This is a genomic window from Blautia sp. OF03-15BH, assembly GCF_003463065.1.
Classification (GTDB): domain Bacteria; phylum Bacillota; class Clostridia; order Lachnospirales; family Lachnospiraceae; genus Limivivens.
Genome location: NZ_QSCM01000001.1, coordinates 225461 through 246363, shown reverse-complemented (window position 1 = coordinate 246363; position 20903 = coordinate 225461). Strand labels below are relative to the sequence as shown.

The following is a 20903-nucleotide window of genomic DNA, read 5'->3' as shown; positions in this document are numbered from 1 at the left end:
AATATGGTGGAGAATAAAAGCAGTTATAAAGTAAAAAAGCAGAAAAACCATATTCTCCGCCAGTTTCTGCCTACATATCTGATCGTATTTCTTGTGCCGCTTCTGATCTGCAGTATTTATTTCTTTCGGATCATAGGAATGCTGGAAACGGATGATTTTGACATGCGCCAGAAGGAACTGGAGCATGCGTCAGACCAGATGGACAGCATGATTGATGATTTTGAAAGCATCGGCAATACACTGACTACCAACAATTATGTGAATCAGATGAAGTATAAAGGAACAGAGGTGTGGCAGAGTCCGGACAGCTATCGTTTAAATGAACTGAGGGATGCATTGCCCAAAATCGGGCTGATTAACCAAAACGTGGATCATTATTTTATCTTTTTTGATAAAAGCGATCTGGTGATCAACGATAAAGATATTTATACATGGGAAGATTTCTATGATCTCTATCTGCGTGAAGAAGGTTTTGCTTCTTTTGAAGAGTGGAAAGCCTATATGCTGGAGAATGCTGTTGTTTCCGGAGTGAATCCAGAGAAGAATTATACTTATCGGAAGACTGGAGAAAAAAAACTGTTCTGCTTTGCCAAACCGCTGCTGACCAGCGATGTTGCTACCCGTTCCAGTATCTGGATCCTTTTTGACCGGTCTTCGATCGAAAACCGGATGCCGGCTCTGGATGAAAACAGCATACAGTATATTAAAAATGCAGCCGGGGAAGTAATTTATTATGCAGCCGGGGAGAATGTAAAAGAAAATCAGGAAAAGGTCCTGGATCTGGCCGGAAAAGCTGCGGGAGAAGATGGAAGAAAAGCTGCGAACCTGAAAATAGACGGAAAAAGTTATCATCTGATGAGCACTGCTTCCGATACTTTTGGCTTCAGCTATTCTGTTCTGTATGCAGATAATGTACTGAAAGAGAGAATGCTGTCTGTTTTCCGAATCGCCTTTCTGATCATTATTTTCAGTATCCTTGCTGGAATATGGCTCAGCTATCTGATGTCAAGAAAGACGGTTGTGCCCATCAACGAGATTCTTGGTGAAATTGCAAGAATAACGGAAAAAGGTGAAGATCATCAGCCGGTGTTTACCAGCCTGAAAAATAATTTCGCTTATCTCGTAAAACAAAACAGTGATCTGTCTGCGGTAATTGAAAGTCAGAAGCCTTACCTTAAGTCTGCCTTCCTTTTGCGCCTCCTTCTGGGAGATATCAGTACGGAAGAAGAAGCAGAAAAAAGGGCAGAGTATGTGGGGCTGGAGCATAGAGGAAAAGAGTTTATCCTGTTTTTGTTCAGCTTTGAAATACCCTGGGATACCATGGAACCGGAACTGGTGACGACCTGTACACTGTCTTTGACGGAGGCGATGGAAAAAGAACTTCCAGGAAGTTTTTCTACAAATCTCGGAAGCAATCAGACAGTGCTTGTGATGGCAGTCAATACGGACAAAAAGGATACCTTCCGCCAGCAAATGGAAGAGCATGTAGAATGTATGAAAAAGCAGATGCCTTCTGAAATTGCCAGTCACCTGTTTGTTTTCGGAAGTGAGGCAGTGGATCATCTGACAGAACTGAGTGAAGCTTACCGGAACAGTATGGGGCTGGAACAGTATGGAATTGAAAAATTAGAGAAAACGATCTACTGGCAGCAGGCAGGTGGAAGAGGACGGAAAATTTATCCTTCCGGTGCATTGGAAGTACGACTGGTTTCCTGTGTTTTTTCCGGAGATCAGTCTGCCCTGCATGATGAACTGGAGCAGCTGATGAAAAAATGGGTACTCGGCACCAGTATGTCATCCTATCTGCAGCAGATGCTGTTCAGTGAACTTCAGTTGATCTTTCTTCGGATGCTGGAAAAAATAGATGCGGAAGAAGAGGAACTGCGTCCTTTCTATGAAAGACTGGAAAAAAACCAGGGGGAGCCGCTGATCAATCAGATCCATATTACCCTCAATCTGTACCGGGAGCTGTGCAGTTTTATAAGTGACCGGAGGCAGGCACAAGATGCGGATGGGCTGGTGACGGAAGTAATAAAGCTTATCCATATGAATTATGCAGACAGTACTCTGTCCCTGACGCAGGCTGCATCCCTGTATTCAGTGAGTGAATCGTATCTTTCCACTGTTTTTAAAAATATACAGGGAACAAAGTTTTCCTGCTATGTGGAAGATGTCCGGATTGAAAAGGCAAAGGAACTGCTGGAGAATACCGATCTTACGGTAAAAGATATTGCGGAGAAAACAGGGTATACCTCAGCCAATTCCTTCTGTCGGGCTTTCCGCCGGGTGACGGGGATGAATACCTCAGAATACCGGAAAAAGTAGGAATTTTGCTGGGTATATGCGTTGAAAAAGGGAATAATCAACAGAAAAAAAGAATATAAACAGCTGAAAATTATTGAGTAGCCGGATTTGGAAAGTGTATATTTACTTTTTCCAGTCCGGCTTTTATAGTGGGGATAGAAAAATTCATACGCAGTTGAAGGAGGGCTGGGGAATATGAAAGAGAAAGATCGCAGATCAAAAAAACAATGGAAAACTTACCTGAAAGGTCACTGGCAGCTGTACGCGATGTTGGTGGCACCCCTGATCGTTCTGGTAGTTTTTTCCTACGCACCAATGTATGGAATCATTCTTGCATTTAAGAAGTATCAGGTGAGCTTGGGAATATGGAAGAGCCCTTGGGCAGAAAACCACGGGCTGAACAATTTTATCCGCTTCTTTAATAACTATAATTTTAAAGAGTGTCTGAGAAATACACTGGTACTTTCCATTTATTCCCTGCTGGTGTCCATGCCATGTGCCATTCTTCTTGCACTGGGTCTGAACTATGTGGGAAATTACCGTTTTAAGAAAACCGTGCAGATGGTTACTTATTGTCCTTACTTTATTTCCACCATTGTATTTGTGGGAATCATCAATATGATGTTTGATAACCGGATGGGTGTGCTTGGAAGCTTTCTTCATAATAAATTTGGAATCAATGTGCTTGGAAGTCCCGAGATCTTTCCTTCCCTGTATGTATGGACCGGTGTCTGGCAGGGCGTAGGGTTCGGAGCCATCATTTATATTGCAGCCCTGGCAGGGGTTGATATGCAGCAGCATGAAGCAGCTATCATTGATGGGGCAACACTTCTTCAGAGAATCCGGTATGTGGATATTCCGGCAATTCTTCCCACGGCGATCATTATGCTGATCCTGAATATGGGAAGTGTTCTGAATATCGGTTATGAGAAAGTCCTGGCGATGCAGAATCAGAACAATATGGCGGTGTCAGAAGTTATTACGACTTATTCCTATAAAGTATCACTGGTATCGACCTTCCCGGATTACGGATATTCTACAGCTATTGGCCTTTTCCAGTCACTGGTAGGGCTGGTGCTGATCCTGGTTACGAATAAGATTGCAGACAAAGTTACCGGGGATGGATTTATCTGATTGGAGGAATGGGAATATGAAAAAGAAAAAAATCACACAGGACAAAGTTGTCTATTTTTTCAACTATGTTTTTCTGACACTGATGCTTCTGATCGTTTTGTATCCTTTGATCTATATCGTCAGCTGCTCGTTCAGTTCGGGCAATGCACTGGTATCAGGAAAGGTAAAATTTTTGCCGGTGGAACCGACTTTGCAGAGCTATAAGGCAGTATTTGAATACCGTGCAATCTGGGTGGGGTATAAGAACTCAATTATTTATACGGTACTGGGAACACTTCTCAGTGTTGCACTGACATTACTGGCAGCTTATCCACTTTCCAGGGAAGATCTGCGAGGCGGAAAGGTATTTATGGCACTTTTTCTTTTCACCATGATGTTTTCAGGCGGGCTGATTCCGACCTATCTTCTGGTAAAGAATCTGGGACTGGTCAATACCATGTGGGCTGTGATTCTTCCAGGTTCTGTCAGTGCTTATAACGTGATCGTGGCAAGAACTTTTTTCAGGCAGAATATTCCGCAGGAGCTTCTGGAAGCGGCAAAGGTGGATGGCTGTTCCGATTTCCGGTTTTTTATGAGTATTGTCATTCCGTTGTCTATGCCTATCGTGGCTGTACTGGCCCTGTGGGTGGCAGTGGGGCTCTGGAATTCTTATTTTAACCCGATGATCTATCTGAATTCAGAAAATAGGTATACCTTGCAGCTGATTCTCCGGAGGATCATCCTGATGTCACAGGTCAATCTGAGCTCTTCCAATATCGATCCGGCGCGGATCGCAGAGAATCAGTACTTAAGTGAAATGCTGAAATATGCGACTATCATTATCAGCAGCCTGCCGTTAATGCTTATTTACCCCTTTGTACAGAAATATTTTGTAAAAGGTGTCATGATCGGTTCGGTAAAGGGCTGACATTCAATAATGAATAAACAGGGCGCTGAGTCCCCGTTTAGAATAAGAGGGAATAAAAAAGGAGGAACGTAACATGAAGAAAAGAACCATCAAAAAGCTTTTGGCGCTGATGACAGCAGCAGCTATGACCGTGAGCGGAGGAGCCTTATCCGTTGCGGCAGACGAGGATCCGTTCAGTTTTGAGTCCGTAAGTGATGTCACTTTTCCGTTGAAGGAGAAGCTGGAGCTGACCGTATTTGTGTATGCGACTAACACAGGCGGAGGAACCTTCCAGACCAACTATGTGACCGATTATATCGAAGAAAAGACGAATATTCATCTGAACTTCGTATATGATCTGGACGGCGATGATGCGAAGACAAAACTGAACCTGATCATGACGGATCCTGGCAGTATGCCGGATATTTTCCTCGCAACCAACTGGAACAAATCCGAGCTGCAGTCTTATGGACAGCAGGGCTTGGTGATTCCGCTGGATGATTACCTGAAAGATGCACCCCGCTGGAATGATATGAACGAAGAGTGTCCCAGCAGACTGGGAGATATCACGATGTCAGACGGTCACATTTATAATTATGGTCAGACCAATGAGTGTTATCACTGCCAGTTCCAGAACCGTATGTATATCTACATGCCCTGGGTAGAATCCCTCAATGACGGTCATGTTCCCGAAACTACGGACGAACTTTATGATTTTCTGAAGAAAGTAAAAGAGAACGATCCGAACGGAAACGGGATCGCCGATGAAGTTCCCATGACCGGTTACATCGGCGGCTGGGCTACCGATCCGACTAACTGGCTTGTCAATGCCTTTGTTGAGAACAACAACCCGCTGAGCAATACCAATCCGACCGTTGCAGCCGGACTGGTTATTAATGATGGCAAGATCGAGTATTCTCCGATGTCGGAAGGGTACAAAAAGGCAATGGAGTATATCCACAAACTGTATGCGGAAGGTCTCCTGGACAACCAGACCTTTACACAGGACAGCACCCAGTTTACTTCTCTTCTGGATAATGAGGATGCAAATCTGGTAGCAGTCCATGCCGGCGGTGCTCCGCAGGTAGACGGAACGCATTTCTGGTCCAACACCGACGGACCGTGGCAGAACTGGGCAGTATTCAGTCCGGTAGAGGGACCGGATGGTGTCAGATTTTCTGTTATGGGTCTGAATAACTATTTTGCATCCTGTCAGGGTGTTGTTTCTGCAAACTGCAAATATCCGGAGATCGCAGTCGCACTTTTTGATTTCCTCTGTAACACAGAGCCAAGTATCGTTCAGTCCTGTGGACCGGAAGGCCTTGGATGGGATTATACAACAGAGGGTGTTGGTCTGGATGGCAATCCGCCTGTTTATGAGAAACATGCAATTCCGGATGATTATGACTGGCTTGGAAACGGATATAAATCGGATTATGGTAAGAATTATTACTGGGCATCAGATGCGACCATCGGCTGCGGTACCAAAGCTTTCCGTGCAAGTCAGAGGGTAGAGGATCCGGATAAGGGAGAAGGTTTCCTTCAGAAAGCAGCAGAGCAGTATTCTGAATTTGCACCGGATGAATCTACCATCGTTCCGAACCTGGTATTTGAAGGACAGGATGCACAGGTGGTCTCCGAAGGTACTCTGACCATCGGTGGCTATGTAAACCAGGCCTGTGTACAGTTCATCACCGGTGATCTGGATGTGGAAAAAGACTGGGATACCTATATTGAAAAACTGAATGCGATGGGTGTTGAAAACTATATTGCAACCTATCAGAAAGCATATGATACTTATATGGCAAATCTGAAATAAACGGTCATAAGTGAAAGAATATCCTGGCAGAATTCTATTTTGCCAGGATATTTTTTAAACAGAGAGGGACAGGATTATGGAGGAACAGAAGCATTATATTCACAGAGAACCGGCCATGCGCTGGGAGGACGGAATTCCTCTGGGAAACGGATTTTTGGGTGCAATGGTTTACGGTCATACCTCAAAAGAGAAGATTCAGCTGAATGAAGATTCTTTGTGGTATGGAAAAGGGCAGGATAGAATCAATCCGAAGGCGGCAGAACACTTAAAAGAGATCCAGCAGCTGGTTCTGCAGCAGAAATTTGCGGAGGCAGAGGATCTGATGTTTTCCTATATGGTCTCTGCACCCTTTAATATGAGAAATTATTCCACAATGGGAGAACTGGATCTGGCAATGAATCAGAAAAATCCATTTGCTATGGGCTGGTTTCCGGAATCTGACGGAGAAAATTATATATCTGATCTGGATATGGAAAACGGAATTCTCAACATTTCCCATACGGATCAGGGGATTTCCTATAAAAGAGAGATGTTTGTCAGTTATCCGGATAACGTGATTTGCATTCGGCTGAAGAGCAGTGAGCCAAAGGCCATGCGGCTGGATATTGCGCTGAACCGTTATCCCTTTACTGACCGGAAAGTACCAGATGACCGAAGACCTGGAAAGTTTGTCAGCGCAGGAGTCTGGGGTTCTACCAGATATGACAGGCTTACAATAGAAGAAGATAAACGGATCCTTCTGGAAGCCCATGAAGCAGAAACGACGTTTGCCATGGGAGCGGAAGTGTATACCGATGGAAAACTTGAAAATGCCGGCTCCAGACTGATCGCTTTGGATGCCCAGGAGGTAGTCATCTATCTTACAGGGGTGACGGATAACCGGGTGGAAAACTGTCCGGAGACGGTGAGGGAAATCCTGAAAAAAGCAGTCCTTCAGGGATATGATGCCATACGGGAAAGACATCGGAATGATTTTTCAGCCTATATGAAGCGATGCGGGCTCAGCCTGGAAGAAGATCCTGAGGCTTCCCGGTATTTCACCTATGGAAGATATCTGATCGTATCGGCAGGAAGAGAACATTCTTCTCCTATGAATCTGCAGGGAATCTGGAATTATCAGTTTGAGCCGAGCTGGGACAGTAAATATACGATCAATATCAATGAACAGATGAACTACTGGCCGGTGGAGGTCTGCAATCTTTCCGAGCTTCATGAACCGGTTTTTGAACAGCTGAAAAAGATGCAGAAAACGGGAGAAGAGGCAGCACGGAAGATGTACGGCTGCCGGGGAATGATGGCCCATCATAATACCGATTATTACGGAGATTGTGGAACCCAGGATATGTACAGTGCGGCAACCTTCTGGCAGTGCGGCGGCGCCTGGCTGGGCCTTCACATCTGGGAGCATTATCGTTATACCCTGGATAAAAAGTTCCTGAAAGAATATTATCCGATTCTGGATGATCTGGCTCTGTTTTTTGTGGATTTCCTGATTGAAGACCCGGAAGGATATCTTGTTACCTGCCCGTCCGTTTCTCCGGAAAACCGATTTATCACGGAGGAAGGTTATGATACGCCCATCTGTGCGGGGCCGACTATGGACAACCAGATTATCAGGGCTTTGATGAGAGCAGTTCTGGAAGGTGCAGAGATCCTGCAGGAAAAGAATCCTCATGAGGCAGAATACCGGAAGATTCTGAAAAGCCTCCGGCCTAATGGAATTGATTCCCAGGGAAGAATCATGGAATGGGCGAAGGAAGAAAAGGAACTGACTCCGGATATGGGACATGTCTCCCACCTGTGGGCAGCTTTCCCAGGAGATGAGATTAACTGGAAGGATACACCGGAATATCTTGCAGCAGCTAGAAAATCTGTAGAAGTCAGAAGAGCAAGCGGCTGCAACACGATCGGCTGGCCGGGAGCCTGGCAGATTTCTCTGTTTGCCAGATTCCTGGATGGAAAAATGGCGGGAGAAGTGATCCATCATATGCTGTACGAAGGCCTTGGGAAAAGCTGGCTGAATGTGGATCCGGTATTTCAGATCGACGGAAATCTGGGACTTCTTTCCGGTATGGCGGAATGTCTATTACAGAGCCATCTGGGAATCCATTTTCTTCCTGCACTTCCACCGGAATGGAAAAACGGAACGGTCAGAGGCCTGAAGGCGAGAGGTGGAGCAGAGATCAGCGAAACCTGGAAAGATGGAAAACTCAAACAGGCGATTGTAAAGCCAATGCATGACGGAGTACAGAAATTTATTGGAAAAGCACCGTTGAAAGCAGAGACAGAGGAAAAAGAAGTTTTCTGGGAAGTTTTGGAAGATGGTTATGAGATTAGAATGGAAAAAGGAAAGGTTTATCAGCTGATTTTTTAAACGTTTAGCTTAGGAGGATAAAGAAAATGGAAAAGAAACAGGCAGTAAATCCCTATCTTCCGTCCTGGGAGTTTGTTCCGGACGGGGAACCCCATGTGTTTGGTGAAAGAGTTTATATTTATGGTTCTCATGATTTTTATAACGGTGATGTGTTCTGCATGGGAGATTATGTGTGCTGGTCGGCTCCGGTGGATGAGCTGGGAAACTGGCGGTATGAAGGCGTGATCTATGGACGGCAGGATGATCCGGAAAATAAGACCGGAGAAGGCTGTCTCTACGCACCGGATGTGACCAGGGGACCGGATGGAAGATATTATCTTTACTACGCACTGTCCAGCAGAAGTCTGATCTCTGTGGCTGTCTGCGATCAGCCGGCCGGAAAATACGAATTTCTGGGTTATGTACATGACAAAGAAGGAAAACGACTTGGAGAACGGCCGGAGGACGAGCCGCAGTTTGACCCCGGCGTTCTGACAGAGGGTGATAAAACGTATCTTTATACCGGTTTCTGCGGAAGAGGGGATAAGTCCAGACATGGAGCCATGGGAATGGTGCTGGATACGGATATGCTGACGATCACGGAAGGACCGGTATTTGTAGCTCCCGGCTGTGAATACAGTGAAGGAACCGGTTTTGAAGGGCATGAATATTTTGAGGCGGCATCCATCCGGAAAAAAGGAGACTTGTATCTTTTTATTTATTCCTCTATTGTCATGCATGAACTGTGTTATGCCTGGAGTAGATCACCACTTTCCGGTTTTCAGTACGGAGGTGTGTTAAACAGCAATGCAGATATCGGAATCGATACTTATAAACCGGCAGATCTTCCGGCGGCCTATGGGGCAAACAATCATGGCAGTGTTGTAAATATTGGGGAAGACTGGTATATTTTTTATCACAGACACACAAACGGCACCTGGTTTTCCAGACAGGGCTGCGCAGAAAAGCTGCCTATCCGGGAAGATGGATTTTTTGGCCAGGCAGAGCTGACTTCCTGTGGTCTGAACGGAGGTCCTTTAAAAGGAGAAGGCTATTATCCTTCCTATATTGCGTGTCATTTGTTTACCGATCAGCCGGTGCTCTATGTGGGGAATAGTGCAGAGCCGGCGTACAGCAATGGATCCTTTCCGAAAATCGTAAAAGAGGGCTGGGACGGAGACCGGAATGAAGGATATCTTACAAATCTCAGGGATTCGGCTACGGCAGGTTTCCGGTATTTTAACCTGGAAGGTGTCTCTGGAATCACCCTTACCATTCGTGGCTATGCTTATGGAAGCATGGAGCTACGGACAGCTTTTGACGGTCCGGTGGTAAAAGTCATTCCGCTGCATTATTCCAACATCTGGGCGGATATTTCTTCTGATCTTACACTCCCGGAAGGAGCGGATACCCTGTATTTTACCTATCGTGGGGCAGGAATGGCAAGCTTTAAAGGTTTTACTCTGAGAAAGGGTTGATGAAAAAATGAAAAGACTGGGGATTCTGGCAGTGATTCTCATACTTGGTATGGGAAGTCTTCAGACAGAAGCGCAGGAAACAAAAGAAGAAACAGAGGTGATGGAGGCAGCAGAAACAGAAGCTGCCGAAGAAAAGCTTCCGATTTTGTTTTTTCATAATACTGCCTGTGGAAGCTGTGACGGAACAGCAGACTTTGTAGCGGCGGTGCAGGAAGAGATTTCTTATTATAAAGAGGCTTATCCTTATGAACTGCAATGTTACAATGTGTTTCAAACCACCGGAAAGCAGGAGTGGGAAAAGACAGCGGAAATGTATGGTCTGAAAAATGAGGAATATATTTATCCTGTCATGGTGCTGGATGGAAAAATGTACCGGGGAATGGAGGAAATCAAAGAGAACCTACAGGAAGCATTCCTGGAAGCTTGTGACATATCTGCGGTATATTTTTACCGGAAGGACTGCCCGGAATGTCAGGATATGGAAGGATTCTGGGAGAATTTTCCAGAAGAATATAAGATTGCAGAGCTGGAATCCCGCACCGGGGAAAACGGAGAGCTGATCCAGAACCTGTTTGAAAAATATCAGGTGCCGGATGAGGATCAGATGGTTCCTTTTGTATTTCTAAAGGATACCTATCTGGCGGGAGAAGAAGCTATTGAGGCAAAACTCCAGAATATGCTGGAAGAGGGCAAATATTCATTTTACAATAAATGAGAGGAGCTGGAACGACAATGGAAAAATTTGAAGCAACATTTGATTCTTTAAGAAACTATCAGTGCCCGGAGTGGTTTCGGGATGCAAAACTCGGTATCTGGAGTCACTGGGGACCACAGAGTGTGCCTATGTTTGGCGACTGGTATGCAAGAAACATGTACATTCAGGGAACGGAACAGTATTATTATCATGTGCGTCATTATGGACATCCATCAAAGTTTGGCTATAAAGATATCTGTCAGCAGTGGAAAGCGGAAAAGTTTGACCCGGAAGAACTAATGGAACTCTATCAGAAGGCAGGAGCCAGATATTTCGTAGCTCAGGCAACGCACCATGACAATTTCTTTAATTATGATTCCAAATGCAACCGCTTCAATTCCGTGCAGATCGGCCCGCATAAGGACATCTGTGCCCTGTGGAAAAAGGCGGCTGATAAATATGGAATGCATTTTGGACTGACGGAACATCTGGGAGCCTCTTTTTCCTGGTGGTATGTGAATAAGGGTACGGACAGTTATGGTCCTTATGCAGGAGTACCTTATGATGGCAATGATCCGGAATATAAAGATTTTTATTATGAAAACCAGGAATATATTGGAAAACAGCCTCATGGTGAGCTGGCTGAGTGGCTTACTGGAAATAAACAATTCCAGAAATATTGGCTGGATTCTGTAAAAGAAATGATCGACCGTTTTCATCCAGAACTTTTGTATTCGGACAGTGGCCTGCCCTTTGAAGAGAACGGGTATGAACCGGGACTGGAAGCAGTTTCTTATCTTTATAATGATTCCATTTCGCAGCGTGGTATTCAGAGTGCGGTTTATACACAGAAAAACAGGAACAGGGAGATTTACCGTGTAGGTACTCTGGATATTGAAAAAAGTCAGCTTCCAGGACTTCAGACAGATCCCTGGCAGACAGATACCTGTATTGGAAACTGGTTCTATGATGCCAGACAGACCTATAAGAAGCCGGAACAGATCATTGAAATGCTGGTAGATATCGTTTCCAAGAATGGAACGATGCTGCTGAATGTTTTGCAGAAACCGGATGGAACAATTGATGAAGAGGCCCGGTATATTCTGACAGAACTGGCAGGCTGGATGGCTGTGTGCGGGGAAGGAATCCATGGAACAAGACCATACCGGGTATTTGGTGAAGGAGATACACGGGTTGCTATCAATGGTTTTCAGGAAGACAAGACAGAATGGAATTCTTCTGATTATCGTTTTACAAAGAAAGAAAATAAAATATATGCGTTTCTGATGAAAGCACCCGAAAACAGGGTGGCAGTAATTAAAAGTCTGCAGAAGGAAAAAGTACAGGGAGTAAGCCTCCTTGGATACGGACCAGTGGACTATCATCAGGTCCTGGGCATCCTTGTGGCAAAACTGCCGGAACAGCTTCCGGTTGAGTACACAAATTGTCTGGAGATTACGGTAGAAGAATGAGAAATCATTTGCCGGGAGTACAGGAGGAAAGGTTATGCTTCGCATGGAAATATCCGGAAACAAACGGCTGTTTGTTGGAGCTGTTTCAGAAAATATAGTCCGTGTTGTTTATACCGGTCGGGATGAGGTGCAGAATCATTCCTGTATGGTAGAACATCCGGAAAAAATGTCAGATCTTCAAAAAGAAGAAAGAGAAGGAAAGATGATCCTTTCTTATGGCAAAATAAGGGCAGAAATAGAAAAAGGCAGCGGAACGATCAGCTGGTACCGGAATGATTCCGGAAAAAAACTTCTTCAGGAAGGAGAAAAAAGCCTGACACCCGTTACTCTTATGAAATATCAGCTGGAAGGAGAAAAACCGGTAATCGATCATGTGTATACCGTGGATGGGGAGCGAAATTTTATTCAGAACCTGATAAAAGTAAAAGACCGGGATGCTTACCGGGGAAAGCTGGGTTTTCGATTTCTCCAGGAGGAAGGGATCTATGGCCTGGGCCAGGGAGAAGAGGGAATCTACAATTATCGTGGGCATACCCAGTATCTCTATCAGCACAATATGCGGATTCCCATGCCCTGCTTTGTCTCAGATAACGGATACGGGATTCTGGCAGACTGTACATCGCTGATGACCTTTGAAAGCCAGGAGAACGAATCACATTTCTTTTTTGATGCTGTGGAACAGATGGACTATTATTTTATTGCCGGGGACAATATGGATGAAGTCATCCGAGGATTTCGATTCCTGACAGGAAAAGCAAAGCTGCTTCCCAGATGGGCTTACGGCTATCTTCAGTCGAAGGAGGCCTACAAAAGTCAACAGGAGCTCATTGACATTACAGCGGAATACCGCCGCAGGCAGGTCCCTCTTGATGCAGTCATTCAGGACTGGTGTTCTTGGGAGGATGGAAACTGGGGAGAAAAGATTCTGGATAAAAAGCGTTACCCGGATATGAAGGCTGCCAATGAAGAGATCAGCCGGATGCATGCCCATTCCATGGTTTCCATCTGGCCGACGATGACGCCGGGAGGGAAAAACTATGAAGAACTGGCTGCAAAAGGTCATATGCTCATGGATTTCACCACCTATGATGCTTTTAATGAAGAAGCAAGAAAAATTTACTTTGACCAGACAAAAAGTGGCCTGCTTGATGAGGGTTTTGAAGGCTGGTGGTGTGATTCTACGGAGCCCTTTTCCGGTCCGGACTGGTGCGGAGAGATAAAAAAAGAACCCTGGGAACGATATCTGGCGGTAGGGGAAGAGCATAAAAAGTATCTGGGAGCTTTGCAGGCAAATGCTTATGCCCTGTTCCATTCCAGGGGAATTTATGAAAACCAGCGTAAGGTGACGGAAGAAAAGCGGGTGATGAACCTGACCCGTTCCGGATATCCGTCCACCCAGAAGTACGGAACAGTACTCTGGTCCGGAGATACTAGTGCCACCTGGGACACTCTGGCAGTCCAGGTAAAGGAAGGCCTGAATATGGCCATGAGCGGAATCCCCTACTGGACGCTGGATATCGGAGGATTCTTTACGGTTCATAAAAAATGGCAGAATCGGGGCTGCGGCTGTGATCAGGATCCTTCCATGAAGTGGTTCTGGAAAGGGGATTATGAAGAAGGTGTAAAGGATCTGGGGTACCGGGAGCTTTATACGAGATGGCTGCAGTTTGCTGTTTTCCTTCCTGTTTTCCGCTCTCATGGAACGGATACACCAAGGGAGATCTGGCAGTTTGGAAAAAAGGGAGAGCCTTTCTATGATGCTATTGAGAAGGCAATCCGGCTTAGATATGAACTGATGCCGTATATTTATTCTCTGGCGGCACAGGTGTACTTTGAAGATGCAACGATCATGCGGAGTCTGCTCTTTGATTTTGCAGATGATGAGGCAGCAAAAAAGATATGGGATGAGTTTTTGTTTGGAAAGAATCTCCTGATCTGTCCGGTGCTGGAGCCATTATATTATGAAAAAGAAAGCAGAAAACTGGAAAAAGAAAAAGCAAGAACCTGCTATCTGCCGGAAGGCTGTGACTGGTACGATTTCTGGAGCGGCAGAAAGTATGACGGAGGACAGTGGATCCAGGCAGAGGCAACGCTTGACAAGATCCCTGTTTTTGTAAAGGAAGGAACGGTTCTTGCATTGTCCGGAGGCATCCAGTATGCGGACGAACGGCCGGAAAACGGTCTTGAAATCCGTGTTTATCCGGGGAAAAATGCAGAGTTTACTCTTTATGAAGATGCAGGCAACGGATATGGGTTCGAAAAGGGTGAATATGCGGTGACAAAGTTCCGGTGGAAAGAGAATGAAAAGAAACTGATAAAAGAGAAAAGAGAAGGCAGCTATCTGGGAATGGGAGAAGAACTTCCCTTCCGGGTGGTGGTTGTGGAATGACACGAATGAGTGTCTATGAAAGGCACAGATAGAAAAATTATTGCAGGTCATAGAGAAAAATTCAACTGCAACACAGACTTATTATGCAGTAATCCAAAATAAAACTTGATGCAACTCAAAAAAATCCCCGGAGAGATGATTCTTTTCATCTCTCCATTTTTTTCTGAAGATTTGTATCAATGATTAAGAACTGTGGAATGGATTAAAAATTGTTCATTTTCCCGAGGATATCAGCCTGTTATAATAAATACATCTTAAGAAAAGAACGGGAGGAAGGAGAGAATGAAAACGAAAAAGAAAACAAAATGGGAGCTGTTTCGGAAACAGGGAGCTTTGCAGGTGTTTGTATGGATGGGGATGATTTATCTCATTATTTTCAACCTGATTCCTATGTTTGGAATTATTATGGGATTCAAAGATTATTCCATCACCAGTGGAGTGAAAGGAATCTTTACAAGTCCTTGGGTAGGAATGAAGTGGTTCAGGGAATTTGTGACAGATTACAAATTCGGGACACTGGTGAGAAACACCGTGATGCTCAGTGTGCTGAAGCTGATCTTCACATTCCCGCTGCCGATTCTGTTTGCTCTGATGATCAACGAGATTCACAATTATCCTTTTAAAAAGATCCTTCAGACCTGCAGCTATCTGCCACACTTCATTTCCTGGGTTATTATTTCCAGCATTTCCTATCAGTTCCTGTCCCAGAGCGGAATCATCAATACGCTGCTTCAGGCGCTGCATCTGACGAGCAAACCCATCGGCTTCCTTACCGAGGCAAGTAAATTCTGGGGGCTGGCAGTTTTTCTGGATGTATGGAAGGAAATGGGCTGGTGGACGATCATTTTCCTGGCAGCTATTACTGGTATCAGCCAGGATTATTATGAAGCTGCTGAGATTGACGGAGCCAGCAGACTGCAGAAAATCTGGTATATCACTCTGCCTTGTATCAAGAGTACTATCGTAGTCGTTCTGATCATGACCATGGGAAATCTTTTCGGTGGTGGCTTAAGCGGTTCCAACTTTGAACAGTGTTACCTTCTCGGAAACAGCGTCAATGCGGCGACTTCCGATATCATTCAGACCTATGTGTTTGATGTGGGACTTTCCCAGGGACGTTACGCATATGCGACAGCAGTAGGACTGATCCAGTCGGTGATTTCTCTGATTCTTATTTTCGTCAGCAACTTCGTATCGAAGAAGCTGACCAGCCAGGGACTGTTTTAGGAGGAAAATGAGATGGCAAGAACAAAGTCAAAGAGAAGAAGAAGCAGGGAAGACAGGATCATGGATACCATTATCTATATCCTGTCCATCATCATCCTGTTTATGACGGTATATCCTTTTTACTATGTATTTATGCTTTCCTTCAATGAAGGAATTGATGCGAGTCTCGGCGGAATCTACTGGTTCCCGAGAAAATTTACCCTTTCCAACTACAGCCGTTTCTTCGATGATGTCAAATGGCTGCAGGCCCTCGGGGTTTCTGTTCTCAGAACTCTCGTCGGAACGGGTCTTGGCGTGGCTTTTACCACACTGGTGGCATACGCCTTATCCTTCAAGGATCTGGTGGGAAGAAAAGCTTACATGACCTTCGTGATCTTCTGCATGTATTTTTCGGGCGGTATCATTCCCTATTATACGTTGCTGAGAACTCTGCATCTGATCGATACCTTTGCGGTGTATGTGATTCCGGGTATGCTGAGTCTTTTCTATATCACGATCGGAAGAACCTTCTTTGAAGGGATTCCGTCAGCACTTAGAGAATCGGCAAAGATCGACGGAGCGACAGAACTTAAGGTATTTACGAGAATCATCGTTCCGATTTCCAAGCCCTTTATGGCGACACTGGCGCTGTTCATCGGTGTTGGCCACTGGAATAACTGGTATGATTCTACCTTCTTTGTGAAAACAAAGTCCCTGCGTACCCTGCCATATCTGATGATGGAGATTGTGCATCAGTTCCAGACGAGCAGCAGTACAAATATGAATGCGGCAGCCCATCAGACCTCCGGGACCACCAGCCTTTCCATTCAGCTGGCAGCCATGGTAGTTTCTGTGGTACCCATCATCTTTATCTACCCCTTCCTGCAGAAATATTTCGTTACAGGAATGATGGTAGGAGCAGTCAAAGAATAAGTTTCCGGTCCTGCCGGTGAAGCTTAGAGAAAAACGTGAAATTCCGCGGAAAGCGGAAAAAAGGAGGAAAGATTTATGAAGAGAAAAGTGTTGGTATCCATGCTGTGTGCAAGTATGATCGGTTCCATGATGACCGGTATGACCGTGTCGGCGGACGAGCCGGTGACGCTGGATCTGTATTTGGACTTTACCTGGTTCCCCACAGACAGCTGGACCGGTATCATTCCGGAGACCCTGACGGAAAATGGCGGCGTTACCTTTGATGTGACGAGATCCGCAGATGACAGCCAGTTAGGTCTGATGATTGCTTCCGGTGATCTTCCGGATGTGATTTTTACGGATAAGGAAATCGATCGTCTCAGCGACAGCAATCTCTGCTATAGCTATGATGAGCTGATCGAACAGTACGGTGTTGACTGGACCCCTTCCGATGACCGGATTGCCATTGCGAGAAGCCACAATGCCAGTGCAGATGATGAACATTACTACACAATCATCCAGAACTACAACAGTGCCGATGACTGGGCAAATGCAGCTGACGGAGTTGTTCCTACAATCCCCTGCGCATACTACCGGAAAGACATCTGGGAGGCACTGGGAAGCCCGAAGATGGATACAATAGAGGATGTTATCAACGTATTAAAGATGGTAAAAGAGCAGTATCCGGATATGATCCCCTTAAACGGAGGAAATCCGAGCTGGAGATTCCAGGCCATGCAGGTATGGTACGGCGTGAATGGTACTTATATCTTTGATGAAGACGGAAATACCGTTTTAAGTGATACCACAGCAGACTATCACGATTATCTGAAATGCATTAACGATATGTACCGCGAAGGTTTCTTCCCGGAAGAGGATCTGGCTATTACAAATGAGGATGATGCAAAACAGCTGGCTCTGAACGGAAAATGCTTCATGTATGAGTGGTGTGCAAGACCGACCCATCTGGATCAGCTGAATACCTCCACCCAGCAGAATATTCCGGAAGCAGAGTGGGTTCCGCTGGCTCCGCTGATAGATGATTCCAAGGGACTGGTTCGGAGCAATGCCGGTTGGGCAGGCGTATTTATCTCCAAGAACTGCAAAGATCCGGAAGCAGCTATCAAGATGATCGCTTACATGAACAGCTCCGAGGGACAGCACCTGGCTATGTGGGGAAGAGAAGGAACTGACTGGACCCTGGGTGACAACGGTATGCCTTCTTTCTCTGACGAGTGGGTTGAGACTGCAAAAGACGGCGATAAGATGAACACCGTATACAATAACAACTACTATATGTGCACCACTGAACTGGATGAGCTTTATGCTTATTATTCCAGCGCAGATCCGGAAATCGTAGAGATCTTTGGAAAGAACAAAGACAAGATCACCAACTATCCGGAAATTGCCATTGCACAGCCGGTTTCCACCTCTGATATGGGTATTATCAAGGCAAAGATCGACGAAGCAAAACCGGCGGAATTGGTTAAAATCTATACCGCAGATTCCGACGAGGCCTTCGAGGAAGCATACCAGAACTACATGAATCTGCTGGATAAGATCGGCGTACAGGAGCTGAACTCCTACATGACAGAAAAAGTAAAAGAAGTAAGAGAACAGTTTGGATTCTGATTCTTGTAAGAAAATAGTGGAGCATGTTCCTCTGGAGCGTGACTCCACTATTTTAGACTATGGAGGAAAAATGAGAGACTATTATTTGCGTGAATATACACCAGCTGAAACTTTTTCAGACGCATATTATATGGGAAATGGCAGACTGGGACTTACATCCAAGGGAACAGTTCCGCAAGAAACGTTGCATATTAATGATGATACCTTGTGGTCCGGAAGTGAAAGCTTCCATAAGAATGCGCAACATTATGAATGTATGTTGGAGGCACGGAAGAAGGTGCTTTCCGGCAATGTAAAAGAAGCAAACCAGATCATCAATGATGAAATGGAAGGGAGATGGTTTGAAACCTATCTTCCTATGGCGGATCTTCATCTGACGGTTGGTCAGAGAGATAACAGACGGAATATGCCATTAAAACAGGTCATTGAACCGGAACCAGGTGATATTTCCGAATATGAAAGAAAACTGGATCTGAGCCGGGCTGTGTGTTCTGTATCCTGGAAACGGGACGAAATCAGCTATCAGCAGCAGTATTTTGTAAGTTATCCGGAAGATGCTGCTTTTGTATTTATTCAAGCCAGAGGGAAAGAAGAACATTGTCTGAATCTGGCTTTTGGGATGGATTCCAAGTTACATGCAGTAAATGGAACCATGGATGAGGGGGCTTATGTAAGAGGCATTGCACCTGACCACGCAGAACCCAGTTATACGACGATTACTCCGTCTCTGGTCTACAATGATCAGGAAGAATCAAAGGCTTTGCGCTTCGCCTGTTGCGCGGAAGTCTTTGAGACAAATGGAAAGGTATGGGCTGATGGACGTCGCGTGTATGTTAATGATGCGGATTATGTATGGATCATCATAAAGACAGGAACCAGCTATGAGGGATTCCAGAAAAAACGGTTCAAAGGGGAAAAAGAAATTCAGGAAAAGCTTCAGAAAGAAATTCAGAAATTTAAAAGAAAAAAGTGTAGCGGAGAGCAAGTATTTGCTGAACATCAGAAGGACTATCAGACTCTTTATAACCGGGTAGATCTGGATCTTGGAAGAGATAGAGGAGAAAAAATGGCTACCAGCCAGAGAATGGTATTCTCAACAGGAGGAATGGATGACCCGTCTCTTTATGCTCTTTATTTTCAATATGCCCGTTATTTGATCATTTCAGGATCACGGCCGGAAAGCCAGCCGTTGAATCTGCAGGGAATCTGGAATGACATAACAATGCCTCCGTGGTCCAGTAATTATACAAACAATATAAATGTAGAAATGAATTACTGGCTGACAGAAGCAGGAAATCTTTCAGAATGTCATTTGCCGTTGATGAGGCTTATCCGTGAACTTTCCATAGCAGGAAAACAGACAGCGAAGGAATATTATCATTCTGCTGGCTGGGTGACGCATCATAATACGGATCTCTGGCGCTCAACGGAACCAAGCTGTGAGGATGCTTCCTGGAGTTGGTGGCCTCTGGGCGGAGGATGGCTCTGTGAACATATCTGGCAGCATTATGAGTATACAGGGGATAAAAAATTTCTGGAGGAAATGTATCCGGTGCTGAAAGGCGCCTGTGAGTTTCTGCTGGAACAGCTGGTGGAAAACGGAGAGGGTTATCTGGTAACGGCACCTTCCATTTCTCCCGAAAATAAATTTTTTATGGGAAATGCAGAGGAACTGGATGCTCTGGCAGAAGAAATGGCAGCAGGAAGCCGTTGTTCCTCTAACCATCCCAAAATCAGCGCAGTAACACAGGCTTCAACCATGGATATGAGTATTTTAAGAGAACTGTTTCAAAACACGATTCAGGCGGGAAACATTCTGGGAGAGAAAAAGGATCTGGAAAATAAGTTGAAAGCGGTTATGCAAAAGTTCCCACCGTATAAGATCGGTCGCTATGGACAACTGCTGGAGTGGTATGAAGATTATGAAGAATGCACGCCGGGAATGGGACATATTTCTCATTTGTATCCGGTATATCCTTCTTCTGTCATCAATGAAGAAAAAACACCGGAGCTTCTGGAGGCAGCGAGAAAGAGTCTGGAGCGAAGGATGCTCCATGAAAAAAAAGAAAGTGACTGGCCGGGTGCCTGGAGGGTTTCTCTGATGGCAAGATTTAAAAACTCTCTGGAATGCGGACATATTTTGAAGAGTATAGGAGAGAATTTTGGCTGTGGCCTTCTGACAAAGGGAAGTCAGCAGATAGATGCAATCTTTGGTACAGGAGCCGGAGTAAAGGAAATGCTTTTACAGAGCCATCAGGGATATGTGGAAATCCTTCCATGCATTCCGGTTGATTGGCCAGATGGAAATTTCCAGGGGCTTTGTGCACGAGGCGGATATGAAGTCTCTGCTGTATGGAAAGAAGGCCAGCTGCAGTCCGCGGTGATTTTTTCGAAGAACGGAGGCAATTGTAGAGTAAAGGCTGTCGGATTAAAAAAAGTGGAAGGAATGGAAGGCACCTGGGATGAAACACACAAAATCTATAAATTTGTAACAGAGCCCGGAAAAGAATATCACCTGCTTTTTGAATGCAGACAGCAGAAAGAATATTTTGTATAGAGACAGCGAATGATCGGTCGATCCAGGCATCTTTTGGTGAAAATTGATAGGAAAAACGGTTGCCGGA

General features: G+C 45.2%; 13 protein-coding genes. All 13 read left to right on the top strand.

The window, feature by feature from the left end:
- Positions 1 to 3 precede the first annotated feature (3 nt).
- The 13 genes from DXA57_RS01140 to DXA57_RS01080 all read left to right on the top strand — a co-directional run bounded on the left by DXA57_RS01140 (position 4) and on the right by DXA57_RS01080 (position 20836).
- Positions 4 to 2325, top strand: coding sequence for an AraC family transcriptional regulator (locus DXA57_RS01140; RefSeq protein ID WP_117764069.1), 2322 nt, complete (start codon positions 4 to 6; stop codon positions 2323 to 2325).
- Positions 2326 to 2499: 174 nt separating this feature from the next.
- Entirely contained in the window at positions 2500 to 3438 is a 939-nt protein-coding gene (locus DXA57_RS01135; protein ID WP_117764068.1) for an ABC transporter permease, read from the top strand.
- Between the two features lie 16 nt (positions 3439 to 3454).
- Complete coding sequence (locus DXA57_RS01130; RefSeq protein WP_117764067.1) at positions 3455 to 4345, top strand: carbohydrate ABC transporter permease; 891 nt, start codon at positions 3455 to 3457, stop codon at positions 4343 to 4345.
- A 73-nt stretch (positions 4346 to 4418) separates the two neighbouring features.
- Positions 4419 to 6143 carry a hypothetical protein gene (locus tag DXA57_RS01125; RefSeq protein WP_117764066.1) on the top strand — a complete coding sequence of 575 codons (1725 nt, stop codon included), beginning with the start codon at positions 4419 to 4421 and terminating at the stop codon, positions 6141 to 6143.
- A 76-nt stretch (positions 6144 to 6219) separates the two neighbouring features.
- The gene (locus DXA57_RS01120; RefSeq protein WP_117764065.1) at positions 6220 to 8517 is read left to right on the top strand and encodes a glycoside hydrolase family 95 protein; all 2298 of its coding nucleotides are present in this window, start codon (positions 6220 to 6222) and stop codon (positions 8515 to 8517) included.
- 26 nt (positions 8518 to 8543) lie between these two features.
- Positions 8544 to 9974, top strand: a complete 1431-nt coding sequence (locus tag DXA57_RS01115) for a family 43 glycosylhydrolase (protein WP_117764064.1) — start codon at positions 8544 to 8546, stop codon at positions 9972 to 9974.
- 7 nt (positions 9975 to 9981) lie between these two features.
- Positions 9982 to 10689, top strand: coding sequence for a hypothetical protein (locus tag DXA57_RS01110; protein ID WP_117764063.1), 708 nt, complete (start codon positions 9982 to 9984; stop codon positions 10687 to 10689).
- 17 nt (positions 10690 to 10706) lie between these two features.
- Positions 10707 to 12140: an alpha-L-fucosidase gene (locus DXA57_RS01105; protein ID WP_199612647.1), complete on the top strand. Its 1434-nt coding sequence runs from the start codon at positions 10707 to 10709 to the stop codon at positions 12138 to 12140.
- A gap of 34 nt (positions 12141 to 12174) precedes the next feature.
- Positions 12175 to 14529: a glycoside hydrolase family 31 protein gene (locus DXA57_RS01100; RefSeq protein WP_117764061.1), complete on the top strand. Its 2355-nt coding sequence runs from the start codon at positions 12175 to 12177 to the stop codon at positions 14527 to 14529.
- Positions 14530 to 14811: 282 nt separating this feature from the next.
- Positions 14812 to 15756 (top strand): ABC transporter permease, encoded by a 945-nt coding sequence (locus DXA57_RS01095; RefSeq protein WP_117764060.1) that lies wholly within the window; start codon positions 14812 to 14814, stop codon positions 15754 to 15756.
- A gap of 12 nt (positions 15757 to 15768) precedes the next feature.
- Positions 15769 to 16668, top strand: a complete 900-nt coding sequence (locus DXA57_RS01090; protein WP_117764059.1) for a carbohydrate ABC transporter permease — start codon at positions 15769 to 15771, stop codon at positions 16666 to 16668.
- Positions 16669 to 16743: 75 nt separating this feature from the next.
- Positions 16744 to 18279, top strand: coding sequence for an extracellular solute-binding protein (locus tag DXA57_RS01085; protein ID WP_117764058.1), 1536 nt, complete (start codon positions 16744 to 16746; stop codon positions 18277 to 18279).
- 70 nt (positions 18280 to 18349) lie between these two features.
- Entirely contained in the window at positions 18350 to 20836 is a 2487-nt protein-coding gene (locus DXA57_RS01080) for a glycoside hydrolase family 95 protein (protein WP_117764057.1), read from the top strand.
- Positions 20837 to 20903 lie beyond the last annotated feature (67 nt).